The sequence below is a fragment of the Brevundimonas sp. ALps5 genome, from assembly GCF_058681645.1.
Window position 1 is genome coordinate 482,730 of sequence record NZ_CM178744.1, and the last position, 21,664, is coordinate 504,393.

The following is a 21,664-nucleotide window of genomic DNA, read 5'->3' on the forward strand; positions in this document are numbered from 1 at the left end:
GGTGATGGGGATCGGCTCCTAGAGCTCGGCCAGAGCACGATGCTTGAGCTCCTAGTTCAACCCCATCTTCTTGACGATCCATGCCCCCAAAACGGTGAGAAGGACCGCGCCCGCGCCCCCCGCCGTGGAAACCCCTACCCATTTGAGCAACGGATGCCGTTCAACCCAAGTCTTCGCTCCGATGGTCCAGCCCGCGAAATGTTCATCGACCTTTCGCAACAGCCGACCCCTAGCTTCTTCGAGCAGCCTCTCGCATTCCCTCAACGCAGCGCCCTCGATCTTGAGATTTTTCACTGCGTCCAGCGTAACGTCAGCAAGCCGCCCGATACCCTCGCTAACCTCATTCTTGGTAATGGCTTTGAGTTGACCACGACTCACCCAGGCACCGCGGCAGGCTACTTCCAGCTTCTCAATCCCATAGGCGACCAACTTGTCCCCGAGAGCCTCTGAGGAGCGAATGGCGCGTTTGGCAGTCGCTCCACTGAACAGCAGGCCCTTAGCGGCATGATCGGCCCATATTTGTCGAATGGCTTCTTGCTGCTCGATTATAAGGCAAGAGGTTTCGTACTGGATTTGATCTGCGAGTCCGGCCCGCCGACCACCACCTAATGCCATCATGCGCGCGCCCTCGTCCCGGTCTTGATCAATCACGGGCAGTCGCCCCGCGACTCAGCTTTTGAGTCCGAACCTAAGTCGAAAGTCCTTCCAGCGTTTTGTTGGAGCGGGGAGCGGTTACCGTCACAGCCACCCTTCGAGTGGCGTCAATGAACGGCGCAACCACGCCCGTTTTGGAAAACTCGAGAAGCTCATTTAGCCCTGACGAGCTACGGAGATGGAAGGCCTCGTAGCGACATATCGGGATTTGGTAGTTGTCGCGGAAACGACGGTCAGGCCCGCCACTCTTGTTCGGATGCTTCCAAGTCTGTCCGATAACGAGAGCATCGGCAGGGACCGCGCCCTCCTCAATGAAGTTCGAATCTTGCCAGTGCAGTTCCAGACCGGCGTAGCCTACAGCGCCGAATGATTTCCCATGCTCAATCAAGACGACATCGGGAAGAAAGTAGAGCGTTTGTGCGCCAACCTTCACAGAGGGCGGCGTCAGGTTCGATGAAACGACACTAGGCAAGGCATAGGCAAGTGCTGTCGGCGCCTTCCTCACGACATGGCTTGCGCCCGCGTTGCGCTTCCATTGCGTTAGGTCCTGAACAGCACCACCGGCCGCCACATGCCACTTACCGCCACATCCAGAGAGAGCATCGAACGCCTCCGTCAGTTGCGTGTATGACCGCTCAGCCTCCGCTTCCAGTTCGTAGAAGAGAACAGATTTGCGCTGATAGCTCTCGATCCACCGGACAAATAGCCAAGCGATCAAAGCGCTGCCGAGTATGCAGATTCCGATCGTTGGATGTGCGAAGAGAAGCCCAACACCGAGTATGCCACCACCCCAGCCAACGACTGGGGCCAGAGGTGTCCTGCTGGCTTTCTCGTTGATATCGTCGAGGAGATCCTTGGCGGTTGCGTCGCGCATCAGCAGTACGTCACCGGAATCCACCTCGCGCATAACAATGCCATCGGCAGTGACATTGTCGAGGCGAGTATCCTGCGGCCTTCGTGGTGTGGAACCAGTTGCCCTGCGTTCGCCAACTCGGCCCACCGAGGAGCGATAGTAGAGGCCTCCAACACCAGCGTGGACGTAGTGCCCGCGTGGGCCGGTACCGACGCGAAAGCCCTTCACGCCGACTGAGGCACCTACCCCGCCCTTGGAGAAATTCAGCCGAAATGGCCCAACGCTGACGCTCTTGCGAATATAGAATGGCATTGTTGACTAGACCGCGCTTACGCGATCACCCCCGGTTCTTTTAGGGCACCGTCCACTACCTAACCACGTTCGTCCAGTACCCAACCGGAGATATCTGGCCTGAACAGTTACCCGTCCTACGGTACAAGAATTTAATCCTATTTACACCTTGCGCCCTCCCCCCTTCCCTCCCACCTCCACGGCGGTCTTTGACATCGCGCCCCGTCCCGAACCGCCCTCAGGTTCGGCGCCCGAATTCGCATAATCTGGCAGTCCGCCAGACCTCGAAAACCCTAACCCTCTGAAATCGCCGAATATCGGTGGCAGGATTTGGCAGTCTGTCACCCTGTTTCGCGCCCTGACACCGCTGCCTCGTGGCACGGTTTGGCACGGTTTGGCCGCCCTTTTCGCGGCGCGGCCACTTCACCCGGCGGTGTTCACCGCCATCCCCGGCGCCTCGCCCGCCTTGGCCCGGGCCACGGCCTCGACCGCCCGCATGACCCGCAGCATGTTCTCGCCGGCCAGTTTGCGGATGTCGGCCTCGGTCCAGCCGGCGGCCATCAGGGCGGCGAGGATGGCTGGATAGGCGTCGACGCCAGTGATCCCGTCGGGCAGGCTGTCGACCCCGTCGAAGTCACCGCCCAGACCCACGTGGTCGATGCCCGCCACCGCCCGCACATGCTGGATGTGGGCCACGACGTCGGCGACGGCGGCGTGGGGGACCGGGTGGGCCGTGGTCCAGTCGGCCAGGTCCTTCGCGGCCCGGTCCGGATCGCCGGGCCACAGGGTCTTGAGCCGGGCCGCCTCGGCCGCCTTGTCGGCGTTCCAGCTGCGCACCGCCTCACTGACGAAGCCCGGCACGAAGGTGACCATGACGATCCCGCCGTTGGCCGGCATCAGCCCCAGGACGCTGTCGGGGACGTTGCGCGCATGACCCGTCACCGCCCGCGCCGAGGAGTGGGAGAAGATCACCGGCGCCGCCGAGACCCGGATCGCGTCCTGCATGGTCTCTTCCGACACATGGGACAGGTCGACCATCATCCCCAGCCGGTTCATCTCCCTGACCACCGCCTCGCCGAACGGATTGAGCCCGCCCCACTTCGGCGCATCCGTCGCGCTGTCGGCCCAGGTCGTGGTCCTTGAGTGGGTCAGGGTCATGTACCGGGCCCCGGAGGCGTAGAAGACCCTGAGCAGGCCGAGGGAGTCGTCGATGTCGTAGCCGCCCTCCATCCCGATCAGGCTGGCGATCTTCCCGGCCTTGTGAATGCGCTCGATGTCGTCGGCGGTGGTCGCCAGCTCGAAGACGTCGGGGTGCAGGGCCACGATCCGGCGGACCGTGTCGATCTGTTCGAAGGTCTGTTTCGCGGCCTCGACCGGCGGCTGGTCGGCGGTCACATAGACCGACCAGAACTGGGCCCCGACCCCGCCCGCCCTCAGGCGCGGGATGTCGGTGTGCAGGCCCGCCGCCCGCTGGTTTCGGGTCAGGTCGACGGCCGAGGGGTCGTTGTGGAACCGCTCGCGCAGGGCCTCGGCCAGGTCGTTGTGTCCGTCGATCAGCGGCGTCCGTTCCAGGATCCGCCGCGCCCTCGCCTCCCCCGCCGCATCCTGCGCCAGAACGGGGCCGGCGACGGCCGCGAGGCATACAGCGCTCAGAAGAAGGGTGCGGATCATGGCGGCCTCCGGTTCGGGAGGCCCAGAACAGGCCAAGGGCCGGGGCGCGTCAACGCCCCGGCCCTCACCTGATCAGAAAGTCCCGATCAACGGATGTCGTAGACGCCCGTGATGTCGATCTTCACCGACAGCTCGCCGGCCGAGACCGGGGTCGAGTCGGCGCCCGCAGACTGCATCCGCGCCATAGCGAAGACCGGCATCGGCGGCTGGGGCGTATAGCCGCCGCCCTCGTTCAGCGAGCGGATGCCGCCCAGCTGGACGCCGAGCGCCTCGGCATAGAGCCGCGCCTTGGCCTGCAGGGCCTGGACGGCCAGGCGGCGGGCCTGATCCTCGGCCGTCTTCGGATCCTTCAGGCCGAAGCTGATGCCGTCGATCTGGTTGACCCCGGCGGCGACCACGGCGTCGGCGGTCGTGCCCACCTTGGTCAGGTCGTTGATGTTGACCGTGACCCGGTTGGTCGCCTGATAGCCGCGCAGCTTGGGCGGCTCGTTCTGGACGTAGTCGTACTGGGCCTGAAGGTTCAGGCCCGAGGTCTGGATGTCGCGCTCGGCGACCCCGGCCCGGCGCAGGGCCGCGGCGACGCGGGTCATCTGGGTCGCGTTCAGCGCCATGGCCTCCTGGGCCGTCGCGGCCTCGGTGACCACGCCGAAGGTGATGGTGGCCATATCCGGCGCGACCTTGACCTCGCCCGTCGCCGACAGGTTCAGCGACGGCTGGGTCTGGATCATCTGGATGGTGCTCGAGACGGGCGCATTGCCCACGGATTGGGCGAAGGCGGCCGGAGCCGTCAGGGCGGTCGCAGCCATCAGGGCGCCGCCGACGGCCAGGGTGCGGAGTTTGAGGGTCATCTGGGGTCTCCTGGGAACGATCCTGCAACGGCCCGCGAAATGCGTGACCGCCATGGGGGTTCCTTTGGAGCATTGCGCCTGAACGACGACGTCAGGTTTACGGTCAGGCTTCGTTCATCGGGATGAAATCGCCGACAGACTGGCGGCGGCTTTGCAGCCGGGCCATCCCCTGCTAGGCCCACCGTTCGACCTTGGGGGCCTGTAGCTCAATGGTTAGAGCCGACCGCTCATAACGGTCTGGTTGGGGGTTCGAGTCCCTCCAGGCCTACCAGTCGCCCCGCCGCGAACCTCAGTGGCGATCGCGCTCGTCCTTGCGCACCCGGTGCCGGCCATAGAGGCGGTCGTGGATGATCAGGGTGTCGCGGATCGACGGAAGAATGAGGCAGGCGATCACGACCGGCGCGATCACGGACGTCAGAATCAGCATTTTTTGTTCCTCCCGACCTCTACCTGCGCACAGGCTGAGCCATTGCGGAACAAGGTTAATCAAAACCCATACCAAAGTTATAAGAACCGGGACGGGTGTCTTCGGGCCTTGAAACCGGGGCGTTCCCGGGCTTGGGTCGGGCCATGCGCTTCCATCCCGTTTTCGAGAACATGCCCGTCACGGTCTTCGAGACCATGTCGGGTCTGGCGCGGACCCACGGGGCGATCAACCTGGGTCAGGGCTTCCCGGACGCTCCGGGGCCGGAGGATCTGAGGCGGGCGGCGGCTGAGGCCGTGATGCACGGCTCGAACCAGTACGCCCCCTCGCGCGGCCTGCCTGAGCTGCGCGCCGCCGTGGTCGAGCACTATGGGCGGCTGCAGGGCCTGCGCCTGACCCCCGAAGGAGTGCTGATCACCTCGGGCGCCACCGAGGCCATCGCCGCCTCGGTGCTCGCGGTGGTCCGGCCCGGGGACGAGGTGGTCGTCTTCGAACCCGTCTATGACGCCTATGTGCCCCTGATCGAACGGGCCGGCGGGGTCGCGGTGCGGGTCCGGCTGAGCCCGCCCCACTGGCGCATCACCGGGGACCTGCTGACTGGGGTGGCGGGGCCGAGGACCCGGGCCCTGATGTTCAACAACCCGCTGAACCCCGCCGGCCGGGCCTTCGACGAGGAGGAGGTGGCGACGGTGGCCCGCTTCTGCGTCGAGCACGACCTGATCGCGATCAGCGACGAGGTCTGGGAGCACGTCCTGTTCGACGGCCGGACCCACTGCTCCCTGCTGGCCGAGCCGGACATGGCGGAGCGCACCCTGAAGATCGGCTCGGCGGGCAAGATGTTCGGCCTGACGGGGTGGAAGATCGGCTTCGTCTGCGGGACGCCCGAAGTCGTCGATCCGGTGGCCAAGGCGCACCAGTTCCTGACCTTCGCCACCGCCCCCAACCTGCAGACCGCGGTCGCGCAGGGCCTCGCCTGGCACGAGGACCGGTTCACCGCCATGCGGGCGGAGATGCAGCGGTCGCGAGACCGGCTGGCCTCGGGGCTGGCGGCCCAGGGCTATGTCGCCACCGCCAGCGAAGGCACCTACTTCCTGTGCGTGGACCTGAAGGCCTCGGGCGTCGATCTGGACGACGAGACGGTCTGCCGCCGGCTGGTGACGGAGTTCGGGGTGGCGGCCATCCCGGTCTCGGCCTTCATGACGGGCGAGGACCGGGCGACGGGCCCCGAAACCGGAGTGATTCGCCTGTGCTTCGCCAAGGCCGACGCCGTGCTGGACGAGGCGATCCTGAGGCTGGGTCGGGCGCGGGAAGCGCTGGCCCGCTAGATCAGTAGCCCGGGCCCGGGCCGTCCGGCCCACGCGGCGACGGCCCCAGGATCGGTCCCGGCGAGGCGGCGAAGCGGCAGGAGTCCTCGCGCAGCCGCTCCTGCTGACGGATCCAGCCACGATCATAGCGGGGATCGGCGGCATAGGGCAGCGGCGGGTTGCGGCGCCCCCAGCGGACCTCGCCGAAGTAGCGCGGATCGTCGATGAAGCCGCCCTCGCGCGAATACCAGCCGCAGCCCGCATTGAACCGCGCCAGCCCCGGCAGGGTATAGGCGTCGTTGACATAGGGAAGGCCCAGAGCGCCCTCCTCCTCAGCCCACCACTGCTGCGGATAGGGCCGGGTCATGCAGGTGTAGCGGTCGTCGCGACGACGACCGTTCCAGTCGGGGCTGTAGCGGCCGCGATATTCATCGCGGAAGTCGGGGGCGCAGATGTCGCCGCGCGACCAGACCCGGTTGCGGTTGGCGTCGATGTCGCCGCGCGGCCCGGCATAGAAGGGCTGGTCCACGCCCGAGAAGATGCTGGAGGTCACCACGGCGCGGCCGGCGTCGGCATAGACCCCGACATAGCGGGCGCGAACGCGGGAATCGTCGAGCTTGGCCTCGCCGCCGTAGACGACCAGACCCTTGTCGGCGAGGCAGATCTTGGAGCCCTGGACGCTGACGCGCGTGCCGTCGACGGCGACGCCCTCGTTATAGCCGCAGATCCGGCTGTTCACGATGTTCAACTCGCCGATCTCGCGACGCGAGCGGACGTTCACCCCGATGGAGCGCGGGCCGAAGTTGGACGGATTGTGCTCACCCGTCAGATAGACGGAGCTGATCAGCGACGGCCCGCCGGAGCCCGGCGCGACCTCGATGCCCGACTGGGCGTTCAGCACATTGACGCTGACGGCGGTCAGGGTGCCGTCCTCGACCAGAATGGCCGGCGACATCGTCTTGGCGTCGATCGAGGCGTTGCGGATGTCCAGCTGCCCGCCCCGGATCAGGAAGGGCGATTCATTGCCGACGTAGCGCAGCGAGACGCGGTCCAGCACCACCGTCGCCTCGTCGCCCGCCACGCAGGGGGCGTCGCCGGCGGAGGGGGCGGCCATGGCCAGATCCTGGATCACGACGCGCACGCCGGGCGCCACGGTGATGCAGGGCAGGCCTTCGGGCGCCTGGAGCGTGACCTGGCCGGCATAGGTGCCCGACCCGCGCACGGTGATGGGCTTGTCGATGTTCAGCCAGCCGACACAGGCGCCGCCGTTGGAGCGGATGGTCAGGGTGCCGCCCGCCGGGACGCGGCGCACCGCGTTCTCGATGGCGCCGCTGCCGGGATTGCCGCCGCAGGTCACCACGACTTCGTTCGGACCCGTGCCCGGGCCATAGCCGGGGCCCCAGCCGCCGTCGGGACCCGGACGCCAGTCCGGGCGCCAGTCGGGCCGGTAGGTGCGGTAGTCGTAGCGGCGGTGATTGCGGCTGGAGCGGCTGCCCGCCGAAGGGCTGAGCAGCAGGCCGAAGTTCGGACGGGTCTGGGCCTCGACGCGGGCGGCCGTCTGGGCGGCGGCCGGGGCGGCGTCGAAGGCGGTGACCACCACGGCCGTTGCGGCGACGGCCAGGGTCAGGAGGCGGAGGGCGGAAGCCGGCGGCGTCTTCATCGGAAAGTCGCCTCCTAGCGGCGCGGTGAGCGGGAGACCTGGGCCAGGACGGCTTGCAGGCGCGAGGCCGAGGGGCCGAAGCCCGCCAGCGCGGAATCGATGCGGTAGGCGACGGCCTCGGCCTTGTCCTGATCCGCCACCCCGGCGACGCCGAGAGCGAAGAAGGTGGACATGGCGAACTTGGCCTCCGGGTTCCCCTGCTTGTCGGCCAGGGCATACCAGTGGAAGGCGCGGGCGTAGTCGGGCGGGACGCCGATGCCCTCGGAATACATGACCGCCAGCACCAGCTGGGCCTCGGACGAGCCGTTCATGGCCGCCAGCTGGATGGCCCGCACCTTCTCCAGGGGCGACAGGAAGGAATCCATCGGATGGCCCAGCATGGCCTCGAAGGCTTCGATCTCGTGCTTGGTCAGGCGGTTCGGCTCGGTCGGAACCACCGAAACCACGCCGAGGTATTTGAGCGCCCGCCCGACGTGGACGAAGGGCATCTCGGTCTGCATCCGCGACAGGGCGTAGTCATAGGCGTCGCCACGCGGGCGGCTCTCGTCCGAGAAGGGCACGCCCGAGGCCGGAGCGTCGTTGGGATAGAATTCGTAGGGGGGCACCCATTGGCGGGCCTTGGCCTCGACGAAGGCGCCGGAGGCCGCGCGGCTGGGCGAGGATCGCTCGAAGTCCTTGAGCAGGACATAGGCGCCCACATCGCCGGTCTGGACCGCGAGGTAGTTGTACAGATAGGCGTCAACGTCGTTGCGCTGGAACAGATTGACCGCCGAATAGCGGGTTCCGCGCCATTGCTCCTCGCGGTTCGCCCCGTCCTTGCGGCCATAGGCCTCGCGGCCCTCGGGATTGTCCTCAGGCTCGCCGAACGGGCCGAACAGGGAATCGTGCAGTCGGGCCAGGGTGCGGAAGCCCTGGGCGTCCTGGGTCGACAGGATGTAGATCATCCGGTCGCGGACCTCTTCCTGCTCGTCGCGCGACATGCGGGACAGCTGCCCGTCCAGACGGTTATAGGCCTCGTGCCGTTCCCAGGCCCGGCAGTCATCATAGCGCGACAGCGAACGCAGACGGCCGAACATGCCCCGGCGTTCGGCGCGGTTGATCGGCGAATAGCCCTGGTCGTTGGCCAGGGCCATGCCGGTCCAGACCGAGCTTTCGATCGGATCCTCGATATTCTTGTCGGTGGCGCGCACGGCGGCGTAGCGCTGACCCAGCTCGAGCTGGGCGAAGAAGTCGCCGCGGAAGGCCGCGCGGCGCAGGGCGCGCAGACCCGCCTCCTGGGCGTTGAACTCGGAGCCGGTCAGGGAGGCGGGGCGCGGACAGGCGTTGGCGTTGGCGCCGCCGCCCTGACGCCAGAAGGTCGGGCCGTGATCCCCGCAGCTGGCGACGGTTCCGGCCACCACGGCCAGGGCGACGATGGCGGCGACAGCCGTTACAGGCCCGCGCATGTCGCGCGAACCCGACGCCGCTCGGCGGCCGGCCCGATGATTGTCGTCCCCCTCGCTCATCCCCAACCCCGATTACTGACCCGAATCCCCATTCGCCACGCGACCTTAACCGCACAGCGGCGTTAACCATTCCGCAAACCGGCGTTCGGGTCTAGTGACTTTGCAGTATGGTTAACGCGCTTTTGCAACAAAGCGTTGCCACAGAGCGGCCAATTTGTGGCGTAGGGCGAATTTTTCCCTGTTTTCAGGAATTTGCAGCGCTCGCCCGACAGGCGAGTGCGTCAGTATGCGCACGGGTCGCGCAGCGCCTGGAAGAGGCCTATATGCGCCCTTCCCGACCCGTTTCGACGCCTGAAAGCCGCCCCATGTCCTATGTCGCCCGCAATGATCGCCCCGCCGACAAGGCCCAGGCCTATGCCGAGGTCGAGGCCGAAATCCTGGCGGTTCTGGACGGGGAGACGAATCGCACCGCCCGGATGGCGACCGTCGCCTCCATGCTGGCCGACGCCTTCGACGCCTATTTCTGGACCGGCTTCTACGTCGTGGACGCTGAAAAGGAGCGTGAGCTGGTCGTCGGTCCCTATCAGGGTACCTTGGGCTGTCTGAGAATCGCCTTCGGGCGCGGCGTCTGCGGAGCGGCGGCGGAGACGGAAGAAACCCAGCTGATCCCCGACGTTCACGCCTTTCCCGGCCATATCGCCTGCGACAGCCGTTCGGAGAGCGAGATCGTGGTTCCGGTGTTCGACGCCTCGGGCGAACTGATCGCCGTCTTCGACGTGGACGCGACCGAAAAGGCCGCCTTCGACGCGGTCGACGCCGAGGCCCTGGAGCGTTTGCTCAAGGCCGTCTTCGCCGCCTAGGGTTGGCAGCCGAGGAGCACCGAATGACGACCCAACTCTGGAGAAGCCTCCTCTACCTGCCGGCATCGAACGCCCGGGCGATCGAGAAGGCGCGGAAGCTGGATTGCGACGTCGCCGTGCTGGATCTGGAAGACGCCGTCGCACCGGAGATGAAGGCCGAGGCCCGGGCCGCCGCCGTCGAGGCCGTGCGCGAGGGCGGGTTCGGTCCCCGGCTGGGCGTGCGGATCAACGGGCTGGACACCGAATGGGGCGCCGAGGACCTCAAGGCGCTGGCGGCGACCGACGTCGGCCTGATCGTGGCGCCCAAGGTGGAGAGCGCGGACGCCGTGCGCGAGCTCAACGCCGCCCTGCCTGCCTCCGCCGCCCTGATCGCCATGATCGAGACCCCGGCGGCCCTGATGCGGCTGGAGAGCATCGCCGGAGCCGGCGGGGCGCTGACGGGACTGATGCTGGGCGTGAATGATCTGGCCGCGACGCTGGGCACGGGGCCTTCGCCGGATCGCGAGCCGCTGAAGCCGTGGCTGGCCGCGACGGTGGCGGCGGGGCGGATGCATGGGCTGGCCGTGCTGGACGGGGTGTTCAACCGCATCGAGGACGCCGAAGGCCTGACCGCCGAATGCGTGCAGGGCCGGCTCTACGGTTTCGACGGCAAGAGCCTGATCCACCCGTCCCAGATCGCGGCCGCCAACGCCGCCTTCGCCCCCTCCCCCGCCGAGGTGGCCCAGGCCGAAGTCATCGTCGCCGCCTTCGCCGACCCCGCCTCGGACGGCAAGGGCGCGATCCGCGTGAGCGGCGCCATGGTCGAACGGCTGCATCTCGCCTCGGCCGAGCGGCTGCTGGAACGGCATCGGATCGCGAGCGGGGACTAGGCGCGCCGCCTGACGCCCCCTAGACACGACCGGTGACCCTCCCGCCCCTTCCTGACTCGCAGAACGTGACCCCCGCCTGGATCTGCGCGCCCGGCGTCCTCAAGGTCCCGTTCCTGGCGGAGTTCCTGCCCGACTATGCGCTGGGCGCCTTGCCAGGCCCCGATGTGAAGGCCGTGCTTGGCTGGGGCATGAAGCCGACGGCGGCGGCGGGACGGCGGCTCGCGGAGAAGCGCGGCATCCCCTACGTCGCGCTGGAGGACGGCTTCCTGCGCTCGGTCGGTCTGGGCGAGAGCGGGGCGACCTCGCTGAGCCTGATCGTCGACGACCTCGGCGTCTATTACGACGCGACCCGGCCCTCGCGGCTGGAGGACCTGATCCGGACGGCGCCCGACTGGTGCGACGCCGGGCTGACGGCGCGCGCGCGCGGCCTGATCGATCGGATCGTCGTCTCGGGCGTGTCCAAGACCAATATGGGCGGGCCGCTGGACCAGAGCCTTTTGAAGCCCGGCCGTCGCGTCCTGATCGTGGACCAGACCCTCGGCGACGCCTCGATCGGCTACGGCCTGGCCTCGACGCAGTCGTTCAGCGACATGATCGCCGCCGCCCGGCGTGATGAGCCCGACGCCCAGTTGATCGTCAAACGCCACCCGGCGGTGGCGGCGGGGCGCAAACAGGGCTGTATCGCCACAGCCGACCTGACCGGCGTCACCCTGATCGACACCGATGTCCGGCCCGCCGACCTGCTGGCCCATGTGGACGCCGTCTATGTGGTGACCTCGGCTCTCGGGTTCGAAGCCCTGTTGCGCGGCCTGCCGGTGCGTTGCTTCGGCGCGCCCTTCTATTCGGGCTGGGGCCTGACGACCGACGCCGTTGACACGGGCCGTCGCGGCCAGACGCGCACCATCGAACAGGTGAGCGCCGCCGCCCTGATCCGCTACACCCGCTACGTCGATCCGATCACCGGCGCCCGCTGCGAGGCCGAGCCCGCCCTGGACCGGTTGATCCGGCTGCGCGACCGGGCCGAGAGGCTTCAGGGCTTCTGGGCCGCCGCCGGCTTCGCCCCGGCCAAGCGTCCGCCGATCCGCAAACTGCTCAACTCCCCGCGCGGCGAAGTCCGCTATCACTGGTTCGCGCGCAACGCCGCCAAGGCCGCCGAGGCGCGCCAGGGCAAGCTGATCTGGTGGGCCGGCAAGGAGAGCCCGCCGATCCTTGAGGCCGCCGCCGCGACCACGGCCCCCACGGTGCGGATGGAGGACGGCTTCATCCGTTCGCGCGGCCTGGGCTCCGACTTCTTCGGCGCCCTGTCGGTCGTGCTGGATGATCTGGGGGTCTATTACGATGCGACCGGGCCCAGCCGTCTGGAGACCCTGATCGGGACGGCGGAGCACGACGCCACCGCCCTGACCCGCGCCGCCCGTCTGCGCGACCGGATCGTCGAGGCGGGACTGTCGAAGTATAATCTGAAGGGCGAGCCGCCCGCGGGCTGGCCTGCGGACCGAGAGCGGCTGCTGGTCGTCGGTCAGGTCGAGAACGACCGCTCGATCCGGCTGGGCTGCACCGACATCCGCACCAACTCCGGCCTTGTCGAGGCGGCGCGGCGGGACTTCCCGGACGCCTTCCTGATCTATCGCAATCACCCCGACGTCACCGCCGGCAACCGGCCGGGGCTGCTGGACGCGGGCGCGATGGACGCCGTCGACGCCGTCGCCGACGATCTGGACATCATCGACTGCCTGAACGCCTGCGACCGGCTGGTGACCCTGACGTCGCTGTCGGGGTTCGAGGCCCTGATGCGCGGCAAGGCGGTGACCACCTATGGCCGGCCCTTCTATGCGGGATGGGGCCTGACCGACGACCGGACGGGGCCGTTCGAACGCCGGGGCCGGAAGGTGTCGCTCGAAGCCCTGATGCACGCGACCCTGATCGACTATCCGCTCTACGTCACCCCGACGGGCTGGCCGTGCGAGGCCGAGGATCTGGTCGAGGCCCTGATCGCGGCGCGCGACACGCCCCTGCCGGCCCCGCCGCGCGGCCGGATAAACCGGTGGTGGAGAGGGATCAGAGCCTCTCTCGACCGGACGCCTCCACCGGCCTATTAGACGGGTCCAGAAAAAGAACGGACCGCCCCCTCGTGCCCGAGGCGCCGCCCGTCGAGCGTCAGGGTAGAGTAGACATGATCCCATCCGTCATCGCCGCCACCGGCCTGTTCACCCCCGAACAGTCGATCTCCAACGAGGAACTGGTCGAGGCCTACAACGCCTGGGCCGACCAGTGGAACGCCGACCATGCGATGGAGATCGCCGAGGGCGACGTCGCGGCCCTGACCCACTCTTCGGTACCCTTCATCGAGAAGGCCTCGGGCATCAAGTCGCGCTTCGTGCTCGACAAGGCCGGGATCATCGACCCGCAGCGGATGGCGCCGAACATCCCCGAACGCGGCAACGACGAACTGTCGATCATGGCCGAAATGGCCGTCGCCGCCGCGAAACAGGCGATCGAGACCTGGGGCAAGCCGGTGTCCGAGATCGGCGCCGTGCTGTGCGCCGCGTCCAACATGCCCCGCCCCTATCCGGCCCTGGCCGTCGAGATCCAGCAGGCGCTCGGCATCGAGGGCTTCGGCTTCGACATGAACGTCGCCTGCTCCTCGGCGACCTTCGGCATCAAGACCGCCGCCGACTTCATCGGCTCGGGCTCGGTCAAGGCGGTGCTGATGGTCAACCCCGAGGTCTGCTCGGCTCACCTGAACTTCAAGGACCGCGACAGCCACTTCATCTTCGGCGACGTCTGCACGGCCGTGATCGTCGAGGCGAAGGATCAGGCCGGTCCTGGCGGCTGGGACATCCTCGGCACGCGACTGAAGACCGTCTTCTCGAACAACATCCGGAACAATTTCGGCTTCCTGAACAACGCCGCGCCCGAGGGCATCGGCAAGCCGGACAAGCTGTTCATCCAGCAGGGCCGCAAGGTGTTCAAGGATGTGGTGCCTATGGTCTCGGACATGATCGTCGACCACGCCGGCGAGCTGGGCCTGAACCCGCAGGAGCTCAAGCGCCTGTGGCTGCACCAGGCCAACATCAACATGAACGAGTTCATCGGCCGCAAGGTGCTGGGCCGCGACCCGACGCCGGAAGAGAACGTCATCGTCCTGGACGAATACGCCAACACCTCCTCGGCCGGGTCGATCATCGCCTTCCACCTGCGTCACGACGGCTTCGAGCCGGGCGACACCGGCCTGATCTGCAGCTTCGGCGCGGGCTATTCGGCGGGCACCGTCTTCGTGCGCAAGCGCGCCTGATGGTGGACCGCAGCGACATCGGCGCCGTCGTCGACGCCATGTACGCCTGTATCTCGGGCCCGGCCGGTCCGCGCGACTGGGCGACCCAGCGTGAGATCTTCCATCCCGACAGCCGTCAGGCCCGCACGGGTCTGGACGCCGAGGGCCGGCCGACCATGATCGTCATGGGCCGCGAAGAGTATCAGGCCAACGTCACCCCTTTCTTCGACGCCAACGGCTTCTTCGAGGTCGAAATCGAGCGCCGCATCGACGTGTTCGGCAACATGGCCCAGGTCTGGAGCGTCTATGAGGCGCGCACCGCGCCGACGGACGCGGAGCCCGAGCGGCGCGGCGTCAACTCGATCCAGCTGGCCCGCGGGCAGGACGGACTGTGGTCCATCCTGCACATGATCTGGGACAACGAACGCCCCGGCCTCACCGTCCCGAAGTAGGGGTCCCGGCAGGATGCGTCGCCTTCCACTCCATGGCGGCGTGGATGCGATTGCCGACGCTGGGGTGGTCGTAGAACAGGATTTCCTCCAGCTTGCCCGGCGACGGCGCCCGGTATTCGGCGGTCTTGATCAGGGCCTTGGACAGGCCGTCCGGCTCATTGGCATGGACCATCGAGAAGTGGTCCGCATCGGCCTCCGTGACCCGGGTCAGGGTGTTCATCAGAGGCGTGCCGATGAAGCCCAGGAAGGCCAGAACCGCCATCACGATCGGCAGGCCCGCAGGGTCGCGGATGTCGCCGACCTTCCTGGCGCCCAGCAGTTTGCGCGCCACCGGGTACAGGCGGTCGGTCAGCCAGAAGGCCAGCGCCACCAGCACAATCATCACCCCGACGATCCAGAGGATATGGCCGCGCACATAGTGGCCCATCTCATGGCCCACGACGCCGCGAACCTCGGCGAGGTCGGCGCCCTTGGCGAACATGACGTCGCTCATCGCCACCCGGGCCGAGCCGAACAGGCCCGAGACATTGGCGGTGTAGCGGTCGGACTGTTTGGAGCCGTTGTAGATATAGATCTTGTCCGACGGCGTGCCGGTCTCCTTCGCCAGAGCCACGACGGCGTCGCGCACCGGTCCGTCCGGCGCAGGCGTATAGGTGTTGAACAGGGGCTCGATCAGGATCGGCGAGACCACCAGGCCGATGACGATGACCACCGCCATCAAGGCCGCGCCCCAGGCCCACCAGAGCTTCCGCGCCCGCCGGATCAGGGCGTAGAGCCCGACCAGAACCAATGACATCACCACCGTCGAAATGGCCGCACTGATCAGGCCCTCGGTGAACCAGCCCATGAAGGGCTGTTCGGTCAGGCCGTACTGCTTCTCGCGATACCAGCTGGAATACGCCGCCCAGGGCAGGGTCAGGAGCCAGCTGAGCAGCAGATAGACGAGGCCGACGAGGAAGGAGGCCAGCACGGGCCGGGCCTTGCGCTTCTCGATCCCTTCCCGGATCCGGCCGAGCAGGTTGGTGCGGATGATGATCCATGACACCACGACCGAGACGATGAAGCCCCACAGGATCAGCCAGTGCCCGCCTTGCGTATAGGCCACCGCCTTGGCGGTGTCGGCGGGCGGGAGGGTCGCCAGCCATGCGGCGGTCGCCGCGTCCGGATCGAAAGTCGTCATGTCAGAGCCCCTCTTTGAGGCGGCAGAGGACGCCCGGACGCATCGTTTGTCAGCTAAATTCGAAGAAAGGCGGCGGTCGAAAGGCGCGGCGCCTCACGAATATTCTACCGCGAAGGTCCCGGCCCCGCTTGCACGCGAAGGGCGAGTTTGCGAGGAAGGCCCCATCGAGACTGTGTGCACGTGGGGTGACCTGACCGATGAGCCAGAGCCAGAAGAATTCTGCAGCGCCGAACGAGAAGCTCTCGTTCCTGGAATCCCTCGCCCGCGATGTGGCGCTGGTGCTCAAGAGTCTGGGCGGCTCTGCCCATCAGAACGTCGTCATCGACTGTGTCGCGGCCATGAAGCGCAACCGCGGCGAGCCCGTCGCGCCGGACCTGCGCAACGCCGTGGTCGAGGCCTTCGAACGCTATTCCCAGTGGTTCACCCGCCCCTTCGGCGAGGGCTCGATGCGCTGGGCGCTGATCGCGGAACCCGGCTGAGGCAAACCGGCCCGGGGCCGACATACCGATAAGCAAAAAGGGGCGGCCTGCGAAGGCCGCCCCTTTGTCGTTTCCGACGTGTCCGATCAGAACTTGCGGACGTAGCTCAGCGCATAGGTGTCGGCGCCGCCCTGGTCGTGCTGGAAGTCACGGTAGGTGTAGTCGGCGCGGATGCCGTTCTGGGCGTCCAGGTTGTAGGTGGCGCCGGCGCCGTAGTTCCAGCTGGTCAGGTGATCGCTGGCGGAAACGCCGGCGGCCGAACCCTTGACCTCGGTCACGCCGTAACCGGCGCGGGCGAACAGGTCGATGTTGGAGGTCACCGGCAGGCTGGCGACGGCATAGCCGGCGACGTCGTACCGGTGCTCAACCTTGCCGGAGACGCCAGCGACGTTGACGTCGTCATGGCCCACGCCGAACGAGGTTTCGGCCTCCACGCCGAAGTTCGGGTGCAGCTTGGCGCCCACGCGACCGGTCACCGCGCCGAGATCGGCGTTGTCAGTGTCCAGTTGAGTGTAGCCGAGGGTGCCGTAGTAGGTCGGCGAAGTCACAGTCTGCGCCATGGCAGGAACAGCAAACAGCGAAAGAGCGGCGGTCGCGAGAAGAATGTTACGCATTTTTTCTTTAACTCCTAGATGACAGTGACTTGCGAGGTCACCGGCCCCATCCAGCGAGTTGTTAAATGGGCATTCGGCTTGGCCGTTCCATGGCCAAACCATTACAATCCGGAAAGTGTGCGACGACTGCCACACACCCTGTTCGCGGAAGGTTGTTATTTAATTGCCTCAAAGGCCCTACCCAGGACCATGCCGAACTCACGTGTCGGCGGACCAGTAGACCGCCGCCAGAAGGGTAGAGGCCATGGCGTTGGCGGGGGTCGCGATACCGTGGCGTTCGCCCAGACGGACGATGACGCCGTTGCGGGCGTCCCACTCCATCGGCCGTCCCGCCAGCCGGTCGCCGAGGATGGAATTCACCGAGTCCGCGGGCGAGGTCATCGCGCGCTCCACCACCCAGTCGGGGATATGATCGCCCAGATCGGCGCCGACCGCCCGACCGACGCGCACGCATTCCCAGACCAGTTGGCGGGTGAGGTCGGCGATCCCCCCTGCCCGCACCACCCCGCCCGGCTCTCCGGTCAGGGCGTTGATCGCGCCCGCGCAGTTCAGCGACAGCTTGGTCCAGGCGGCGGTGAGGAAGTCATCGGTGGTCGAGGCCTCGATCACGCTCTCGGCGAACAGGGCGACGAAGGCCTCGCCTGCCTCCCCTGCCGGAACGGTGACCGTGCCGTTGCGGCGATGCTGGATCCGGCCTGGCGCCGTCCGTTCGGCCGGCACATCGACGATCACCGGCACGATCCGGTCGGCGGGCAGGAAGGGGGTGAACCGCTCGACGTGCTCGACCCCGTTCTGGAGCACGGCGACCCGGGTCCGCGAACCGAGCAGCGGCTTCAGCCAGGCGGCGGCCGAAGCGACGTCATAGGCTTTGGTCGCGACCAGCACCCAGTCGACGGGATCCGTGATCTGTCCCGGGTCGGTGACCACGCGCGGATTGGCCTCGACGATCGCCCCGTCCGGCGCCTCGACCACCAGCCGGTCCAGCGGCGAGCGGGCGCACAGGGTCAGGTCGCCGACCAGGGGGCTGCGCGAAATCCAGGCCGCGATGGTCCCGCCCACGGCCCCGGGGCCGACGACGGCGACGGACAGTTTCGATGCAGTCATGGCGGGGCTCCGGCTTTGCCGTCCAGCTAACGACACCGGTGGACATTCACAACCGCCGGCCGACCCGGGAGTCTGAAGAACGCCGCTATGGCTTCACACCGTCTTCGAGGCTAGCGTGACCGTCCTGGCGTTTCGGGGGAGACCTGCCGTGAAGACCATTCGCATACTGACCGTCGCCACTGCGGCCCTATCGCTGCAGGCCTGCTCCGATCCGGCGAAGGACAAGGCCGCCGCGCCGACCCCGGCTCCGGCCCAGCCCGCCGCACCGGCTGCGGAGACGATCCCGATCATCGTGTCGGGGGCGTCCGTCACCATCGGCAGGGCCATCTTCCCCATTGGCGCTCCAAAGGCTCTGGTTCTCGCCGCCGCGACCGAGGCCGGGGGCACGCCGACGTCCACCGGGCCCTTCGCCGAATGCGGCGCGGGCCCGATGGATCACGCCGATTGGTCGAACGGCCTTCAGCTGCTGTTCCAGGAGGACAAGCTGGCGGGCTGGCAGACCCAGACGCCCGCGATCTCGACCGACAAGGGCCTCCACGTCGGCTCGACCCTGGCCGAACTCAAGGCCGCCTATCCCGGCGCCGTGATCGAGGACAGCACCATCGGCTGGACCTTCGCCTCGGGCGAGCTGATGGGGCTGCTGGGCGAGGACAAGGCCGCCGTCCAGCGCATCAACGTCGGGGTGACCTGCGACTTCACCTGATCGCTGAAGACCCCGAGGATCAGCGGTCCTTTTCGCGCTCCGTGCCCGAACGCGCCGACAGGGCGGCCTGGGCCGCGGCCAGACGGGCGATCGGCACGCGATAGGGCGAGCAGCTGACATAGGTCAGGCCCACGCTCTCACAGAAGGCGATCGACGACGGATCGCCGCCGTGCTCGCCGCAGATGCCCATCTTGATGTCCGGACGCACGGTCTTGCCGCGCTCGGCCGCAATGCGGATCAGGTCGCCGACGCCGTCCTGGTCGAGGCGGACGAAGGGATCGGTCTCGAAGATGCCCTTGTCCATATAGGCCTGCAGGAACCGGCCGGAGTCGTCGCGGCTGATGCCGAAGGTGGTCTGGGTCAGATCATTGGTGCCGAACGAGAAGAACTCGGCGTTCTCGGCCAGGTCGGCGGCGCGCAGGGCCGCGCGCGGCAGCTCGATCATCGTGCCCACGAGGTAATCGACGGTGTCCCCGGCGTCGGCGAAGACGGCCCTGGCGGTCCGATCGGTCAGTTCGCGCAGGAACTTCATCTCCAGACCCAGGGCGACCAGCGGGTGCATGATCTCCGGGATCGGGGCCTCGGCGGCGGTTTTCTTGACCTCGAGCGCGGCTTCCAGGATCGCCCGGACCTGCATCTCGTAGATTTCCGGATAGGCGACGCCGAGACGGGCGCCCCGGTGACCCAGCATCGGGTTGGTCTCATGCAGCTCTCGCGCCCGCTTCTTCAGCTTGGCGGCGTCGATGCCCGAGGTTTCGGCCAGGGCGTCGATGTCCTCGTCCGTGTGCGGGATGAACTCGTGAAGCGGCGGGTCGAGCAGGCGGATGGTGACCGGCAGGCCGGCCATGATGGTGAAGAGCTCGACGAAGTCCGACTTCTGGAAGGGGGCGATCTTGGCCAGGGCCACGCGGCGGCCGGCCTCGTCGTCGGACAGGATCATCTCGCGCACGGCGGCGATCCGTTCCTCGTCGAAGAACATATGCTCGGTGCGGCACAGGCCGATGCCCTCGGCGCCGAAGCCGCGCGCGGTGCGGGCGTCCAGCGGGGTCTCGGCGTTGGCGCGAACCTTGAGGCGGCGGACCTTGTCGGCCCAGGCCATCAGGGTCTGGAAGTCGCCGGTCAGCTCGGGCTCGATCATGGCCACGGCGCCGTCGAGCACCTCGCCCTTCGACCCGTCGATAGTGATCACCTCCCCCGCCTTGAAGGTCCGGCCCCGCGCCGTGAAGGTCTGGGCCGCCTCGTCGATATGGATCTCGCCGGCGCCGGAGACGCAGGGGCGTCCCATGCCGCGCGCCACGACGGCGGCGTGGCTGGTCATACCGCCGCGGGCGGTGACGATGCCGCGGGCGGCGTGCATGCCGTGGATGTCCTCGGGCGAGGTCTCCTCACGCACCAGGATGACGGCGTCGCCGAGCTGGCTGGCCTTCTCGGCCGCATCGGCGTCGAAGACGATCTTGCCCGTCGCGGCGCCCGGAGAGGCGGGCAGACCGGCGGCGACGACCTTGCGCTCGGCCTTGGGGTCCAGGGTCGGGTGCAGCAGCTGGTCCAGCGCGGCGGGCTCGACGCGGCTGACGGCCTCCTCCTCGGAGATCACGCCCTCGGCGGCCAGGTCGACCGCGACCTTCAGGGCCGACTTGGCGGTGCGCTTGCCGTTGCGGGTCTGCAGCATCCACAGACGGCCCTGTTCGACCGTGAACTCGATGTCCTGCATGTCGCGGTAGTGGCTTTCCAGCCGCCCGACGACCTCGACGAACTCGGCGAAGACGGCCGGCATGGCCTCTTCCATCGAGGGGGCGGTCTCGCCCATCTCCTCGCGGCCGACCCTGGTCAGGGACTGCGGCGTGCGGATGCCCGCGACCACGTCCTCGCCCTGGGCGTTGATCAGGAACTCGCCGTACAGGCGGGCGTCGCCGGTCGAGGGGTTGCGCGTGAAGGCCACGCCCGTCGCCGAGGTCTCGCCCATATTGCCGAACACCATCGACTGGACGTTGACGGCCGTGCCCCAGCTTTCGGGGATGTCGTGCATGCGGCGATAGAATTTCGCCCGGTCGTTCATCCAGCTGGCGAAGACGGCCGAGACGGCGCCCCAGAGCTGGTCCTGCGGATCCTGCGGAAAGGGATGGCCCAGCTCGCGCTCGACCACGGTCTTGTATTCGGCGACGACCTTCTCCCAGTCGGCGGCCGACAGGTCGGTGTCGACAGTGACGCCCAGACGGTCCTTGTGGTCGTCCAGAACCTCCTCGAAGTCGTCGTGGCTGAGGCCGAGGACCACGTTGGAATACATGGTGATGAAGCGGCGGTAGCTGTCGAAGGCGAAGCGGCGGTCGCCCGACAGTTTCGCCAGACCCTCGACCGTCTCATCGTTGAGACCCAGGTTCAGGACGGTGTCCATCATCCCCGGCATCGAGGCCCGGGCGCCCGAGCGCACCGAGACCAGCAGGGGATTGGCGGCGTCGCCGAAGGTCTTGCCGACGATGCCCTCGACCTTCTTCAGGCCGGCGGCGACCTCGGCCGCCAGGGTCTCGGGATAGGTCTGGCCGTTCGAATAGTAGTGAACGCAGGCCTCGGTGGTGATGGTGAAGCCCGGCGGGACCGGCAGGCCCAGCGACGACATCTCGGCAAGGTTCGCGCCCTTGCCGCCGAGAAGGTTCTTCATCGACGCGTCGCCATCGGCGGACCCGCCGCCGAAACCGTACACCCACTGAGTCATGCCTTAGCCCCTGAGTTAGCCAGTCTGTCGTGTCGTCGGCGGGTTGCCCCCGCTCCTGCGCGCCTGACTACATTGCTGCGACTGCGAAGGCGAGCCCGGGCTGTAACAAAGCGTGAGGAAAATGGCGGTTCCCGTAACAATTTATGGGCCGAGCCTCGTCCGGGCGCCAATCAATTCCTTGCCCCGAAAGGGTAATTCGGCGGGTGCGGCGCCCTCGTCCCTGATGCGAGACAATGCGTCACCTTGTCAGGGCGCGCCTCAGGCCCCAA

The 21,664-nt window shown here is 67.6% G+C and carries 19 protein-coding genes, 1 tRNA gene and 1 pseudogene; 9 read left to right on the plus strand and 12 right to left on the minus strand.

What is annotated here, in order from left to right; all coding sequences use genetic code 11:
• Positions 1–51: 51 nt before the first annotated feature.
• From ACW172_RS02025 to ACW172_RS02045, 5 genes and pseudogenes are all read right to left on the minus strand, one after another.
• Complete coding sequence (locus ACW172_RS02025) at positions 52–651, minus strand: hypothetical protein (RefSeq protein ID WP_492033532.1); 600 nt, start codon at positions 649–651, stop codon at positions 52–54.
• Positions 652–688: 37 nt separating this feature from the next.
• On the minus strand, positions 689–1,561 hold the full coding sequence (locus ACW172_RS02030; RefSeq protein WP_492035034.1) for a hypothetical protein: 873 nt from the start codon (positions 1,559–1,561) through the stop codon (positions 689–691).
• A gap of 159 nt (positions 1,562–1,720) precedes the next feature.
• Positions 1,721–1,819: pseudogene (locus tag ACW172_RS02035) on the minus strand (DUF4236 domain-containing protein); the annotation flags it as partial.
• Positions 1,820–2,221: 402 nt separating this feature from the next.
• A complete protein-coding gene (locus tag ACW172_RS02040; RefSeq protein WP_492033533.1) occupies positions 2,222–3,469 on the minus strand; it encodes a dipeptidase in 1,248 nt (415 codons plus the stop codon).
• An 86-nt stretch (positions 3,470–3,555) separates the two neighbouring features.
• The gene (locus ACW172_RS02045) at positions 3,556–4,317 is read right to left on the minus strand and encodes an SIMPL domain-containing protein (RefSeq protein WP_492033534.1); all 762 of its coding nucleotides are present in this window, start codon (positions 4,315–4,317) and stop codon (positions 3,556–3,558) included.
• A gap of 195 nt (positions 4,318–4,512) precedes the next feature.
• Between ACW172_RS02045 and ACW172_RS02050 the strand changes: the two genes are divergently transcribed.
• Positions 4,513–4,588 (plus strand) — tRNA-Ile (locus ACW172_RS02050).
• An 18-nt stretch (positions 4,589–4,606) separates the two neighbouring features.
• Here ACW172_RS02050 and ACW172_RS02055 read toward each other — a convergent pair.
• Positions 4,607–4,744 carry a hypothetical protein gene (locus ACW172_RS02055; RefSeq protein WP_492033535.1) on the minus strand — a complete coding sequence of 46 codons (138 nt, stop codon included), beginning with the start codon at positions 4,742–4,744 and terminating at the stop codon, positions 4,607–4,609.
• Positions 4,745–4,887: 143 nt separating this feature from the next.
• On the opposite strand from ACW172_RS02055, the gene ACW172_RS02060 reads away from it, so the two are divergent.
• Positions 4,888–6,066, plus strand: coding sequence for an aminotransferase (locus ACW172_RS02060; RefSeq protein ID WP_492033536.1), 1,179 nt, complete (start codon positions 4,888–4,890; stop codon positions 6,064–6,066).
• A gap of 1 nt (position 6,067) precedes the next feature.
• On the opposite strand, the gene ACW172_RS02065 is transcribed toward ACW172_RS02060, so the two are convergent.
• Together ACW172_RS02065 and ACW172_RS02070 are read right to left on the minus strand one after the other, a co-directional pair.
• Entirely contained in the window at positions 6,068–7,705 is a 1,638-nt protein-coding gene (locus tag ACW172_RS02065) for a hypothetical protein (protein ID WP_492033537.1), read from the minus strand.
• Positions 7,706–7,719: 14 nt separating this feature from the next.
• Entirely contained in the window at positions 7,720–9,150 is a 1,431-nt protein-coding gene (locus ACW172_RS02070) for a tetratricopeptide repeat protein (RefSeq protein ID WP_492033538.1), read from the minus strand.
• A gap of 365 nt (positions 9,151–9,515) precedes the next feature.
• On the opposite strand from ACW172_RS02070, the gene ACW172_RS02075 reads away from it, so the two are divergent.
• The 5 genes from ACW172_RS02075 (at position 9,516) to ACW172_RS02095 (ending at position 14,605) form a co-directional block, all read left to right on the plus strand.
• Positions 9,516–10,010, plus strand: coding sequence for a GAF domain-containing protein (locus ACW172_RS02075; RefSeq protein WP_492034924.1), 495 nt, complete (start codon positions 9,516–9,518; stop codon positions 10,008–10,010).
• Positions 10,011–10,033: 23 nt separating this feature from the next.
• Positions 10,034–10,879, plus strand: coding sequence for an HpcH/HpaI aldolase/citrate lyase family protein (locus ACW172_RS02080; RefSeq protein WP_492033539.1), 846 nt, complete (start codon positions 10,034–10,036; stop codon positions 10,877–10,879).
• Positions 10,880–10,911: 32 nt separating this feature from the next.
• On the plus strand, positions 10,912–12,978 hold the full coding sequence (locus ACW172_RS02085) for a capsule polysaccharide biogenesis protein (protein WP_492033540.1): 2,067 nt from the start codon (positions 10,912–10,914) through the stop codon (positions 12,976–12,978).
• 74 nt (positions 12,979–13,052) lie between these two features.
• On the plus strand, positions 13,053–14,174 hold the full coding sequence (locus ACW172_RS02090) for a beta-ketoacyl-ACP synthase III (RefSeq protein ID WP_492033541.1): 1,122 nt from the start codon (positions 13,053–13,055) through the stop codon (positions 14,172–14,174).
• The gene (locus ACW172_RS02095; RefSeq protein WP_492033542.1) at positions 14,174–14,605 is read left to right on the plus strand and encodes a Cif family virulence factor; all 432 of its coding nucleotides are present in this window, start codon (positions 14,174–14,176) and stop codon (positions 14,603–14,605) included. Before ACW172_RS02090 ends, ACW172_RS02095 begins: the two co-directional genes overlap by 1 nt.
• On the opposite strand, the gene ACW172_RS02100 is transcribed toward ACW172_RS02095, so the two are convergent.
• On the minus strand, positions 14,589–15,785 hold the full coding sequence (locus tag ACW172_RS02100; protein WP_492033543.1) for a M48 family metallopeptidase: 1,197 nt from the start codon (positions 15,783–15,785) through the stop codon (positions 14,589–14,591). The genes ACW172_RS02095 and ACW172_RS02100 overlap by 17 nt on opposite strands.
• A 197-nt stretch (positions 15,786–15,982) precedes the next feature.
• On the opposite strand from ACW172_RS02100, the gene ACW172_RS02105 reads away from it, so the two are divergent.
• A complete protein-coding gene (locus ACW172_RS02105) occupies positions 15,983–16,264 on the plus strand; it encodes a hypothetical protein (protein ID WP_492033544.1) in 282 nt (93 codons plus the stop codon).
• An 86-nt stretch (positions 16,265–16,350) separates the two neighbouring features.
• On the opposite strand, the gene ACW172_RS02110 is transcribed toward ACW172_RS02105, so the two are convergent.
• Together ACW172_RS02110 and ACW172_RS02115 are read right to left on the minus strand one after the other, a co-directional pair.
• Entirely contained in the window at positions 16,351–16,824 is a 474-nt protein-coding gene (locus ACW172_RS02110; protein WP_492033545.1) for a porin family protein, read from the minus strand.
• Between the two features lie 252 nt (positions 16,825–17,076).
• Positions 17,077–17,982 carry a 2-dehydropantoate 2-reductase gene (locus ACW172_RS02115; RefSeq protein ID WP_492033546.1) on the minus strand — a complete coding sequence of 302 codons (906 nt, stop codon included), beginning with the start codon at positions 17,980–17,982 and terminating at the stop codon, positions 17,077–17,079.
• Positions 17,983–18,130: 148 nt separating this feature from the next.
• Between ACW172_RS02115 and ACW172_RS02120 the strand changes: the two genes are divergently transcribed.
• Positions 18,131–18,685, plus strand: a complete 555-nt coding sequence (locus ACW172_RS02120; RefSeq protein WP_492033547.1) for a hypothetical protein — start codon at positions 18,131–18,133, stop codon at positions 18,683–18,685.
• A gap of 19 nt (positions 18,686–18,704) precedes the next feature.
• Here ACW172_RS02120 and ppdK read toward each other — a convergent pair whose 3' ends face one another.
• Positions 18,705–21,395, minus strand: a complete 2,691-nt coding sequence (gene ppdK, locus ACW172_RS02125; RefSeq protein WP_492033548.1) for a pyruvate, phosphate dikinase — start codon at positions 21,393–21,395, stop codon at positions 18,705–18,707.
• Positions 21,396–21,664: the final 269 nt, after the last annotated feature.

Bases quoted from the DNA above. Each gene is read 5' to 3' on its own strand.
- ACW172_RS02060 (WP_492033536.1), top strand. From the start codon at position 4,888: ATGCGCTTCCATCCCGTTTTCGAGAACATGCCCGTCACGGTCTTCGAG.
- ACW172_RS02075 (WP_492034924.1), top strand. From the start codon at position 9,516: ATGTCCTATGTCGCCCGCAATGATCGCCCCGCCGACAAGGCCCAGGCC.
- ppdK (WP_492033548.1), bottom strand. From the start codon at position 21,395: ATGACTCAGTGGGTGTACGGTTTCGGCGGCGGGTCCGCCGATGGCGAC.
- ACW172_RS02045 (WP_492033534.1), bottom strand. From the start codon at position 4,317: ATGACCCTCAAACTCCGCACCCTGGCCGTCGGCGGCGCCCTGATGGCT.
- ACW172_RS02090 (WP_492033541.1), top strand. From the start codon at position 13,053: ATGATCCCATCCGTCATCGCCGCCACCGGCCTGTTCACCCCCGAACAG.
- ACW172_RS02115 (WP_492033546.1), bottom strand. From the start codon at position 17,982: ATGACTGCATCGAAACTGTCCGTCGCCGTCGTCGGCCCCGGGGCCGTG.
- ACW172_RS02055 (WP_492033535.1), bottom strand. From the start codon at position 4,744: ATGCTGATTCTGACGTCCGTGATCGCGCCGGTCGTGATCGCCTGCCTC.
- ACW172_RS02100 (WP_492033543.1), bottom strand. From the start codon at position 15,785: ATGACGACTTTCGATCCGGACGCGGCGACCGCCGCATGGCTGGCGACC.
- ACW172_RS02095 (WP_492033542.1), top strand. From the start codon at position 14,174: ATGGTGGACCGCAGCGACATCGGCGCCGTCGTCGACGCCATGTACGCC.
- ACW172_RS02040 (WP_492033533.1), bottom strand. From the start codon at position 3,469: ATGATCCGCACCCTTCTTCTGAGCGCTGTATGCCTCGCGGCCGTCGCC.
- ACW172_RS02105 (WP_492033544.1), top strand. From the start codon at position 15,983: ATGAGCCAGAGCCAGAAGAATTCTGCAGCGCCGAACGAGAAGCTCTCG.
- ACW172_RS02065 (WP_492033537.1), bottom strand. From the start codon at position 7,705: ATGAAGACGCCGCCGGCTTCCGCCCTCCGCCTCCTGACCCTGGCCGTC.
- ACW172_RS02030 (WP_492035034.1), bottom strand. From the start codon at position 1,561: ATGCGCGAGGTGGATTCCGGTGACGTACTGCTGATGCGCGACGCAACC.
- ACW172_RS02080 (WP_492033539.1), top strand. From the start codon at position 10,034: ATGACGACCCAACTCTGGAGAAGCCTCCTCTACCTGCCGGCATCGAAC.
- ACW172_RS02070 (WP_492033538.1), bottom strand. From the start codon at position 9,150: ATGCGCGGGCCTGTAACGGCTGTCGCCGCCATCGTCGCCCTGGCCGTG.
- ACW172_RS02110 (WP_492033545.1), bottom strand. From the start codon at position 16,824: ATGGCGCAGACTGTGACTTCGCCGACCTACTACGGCACCCTCGGCTAC.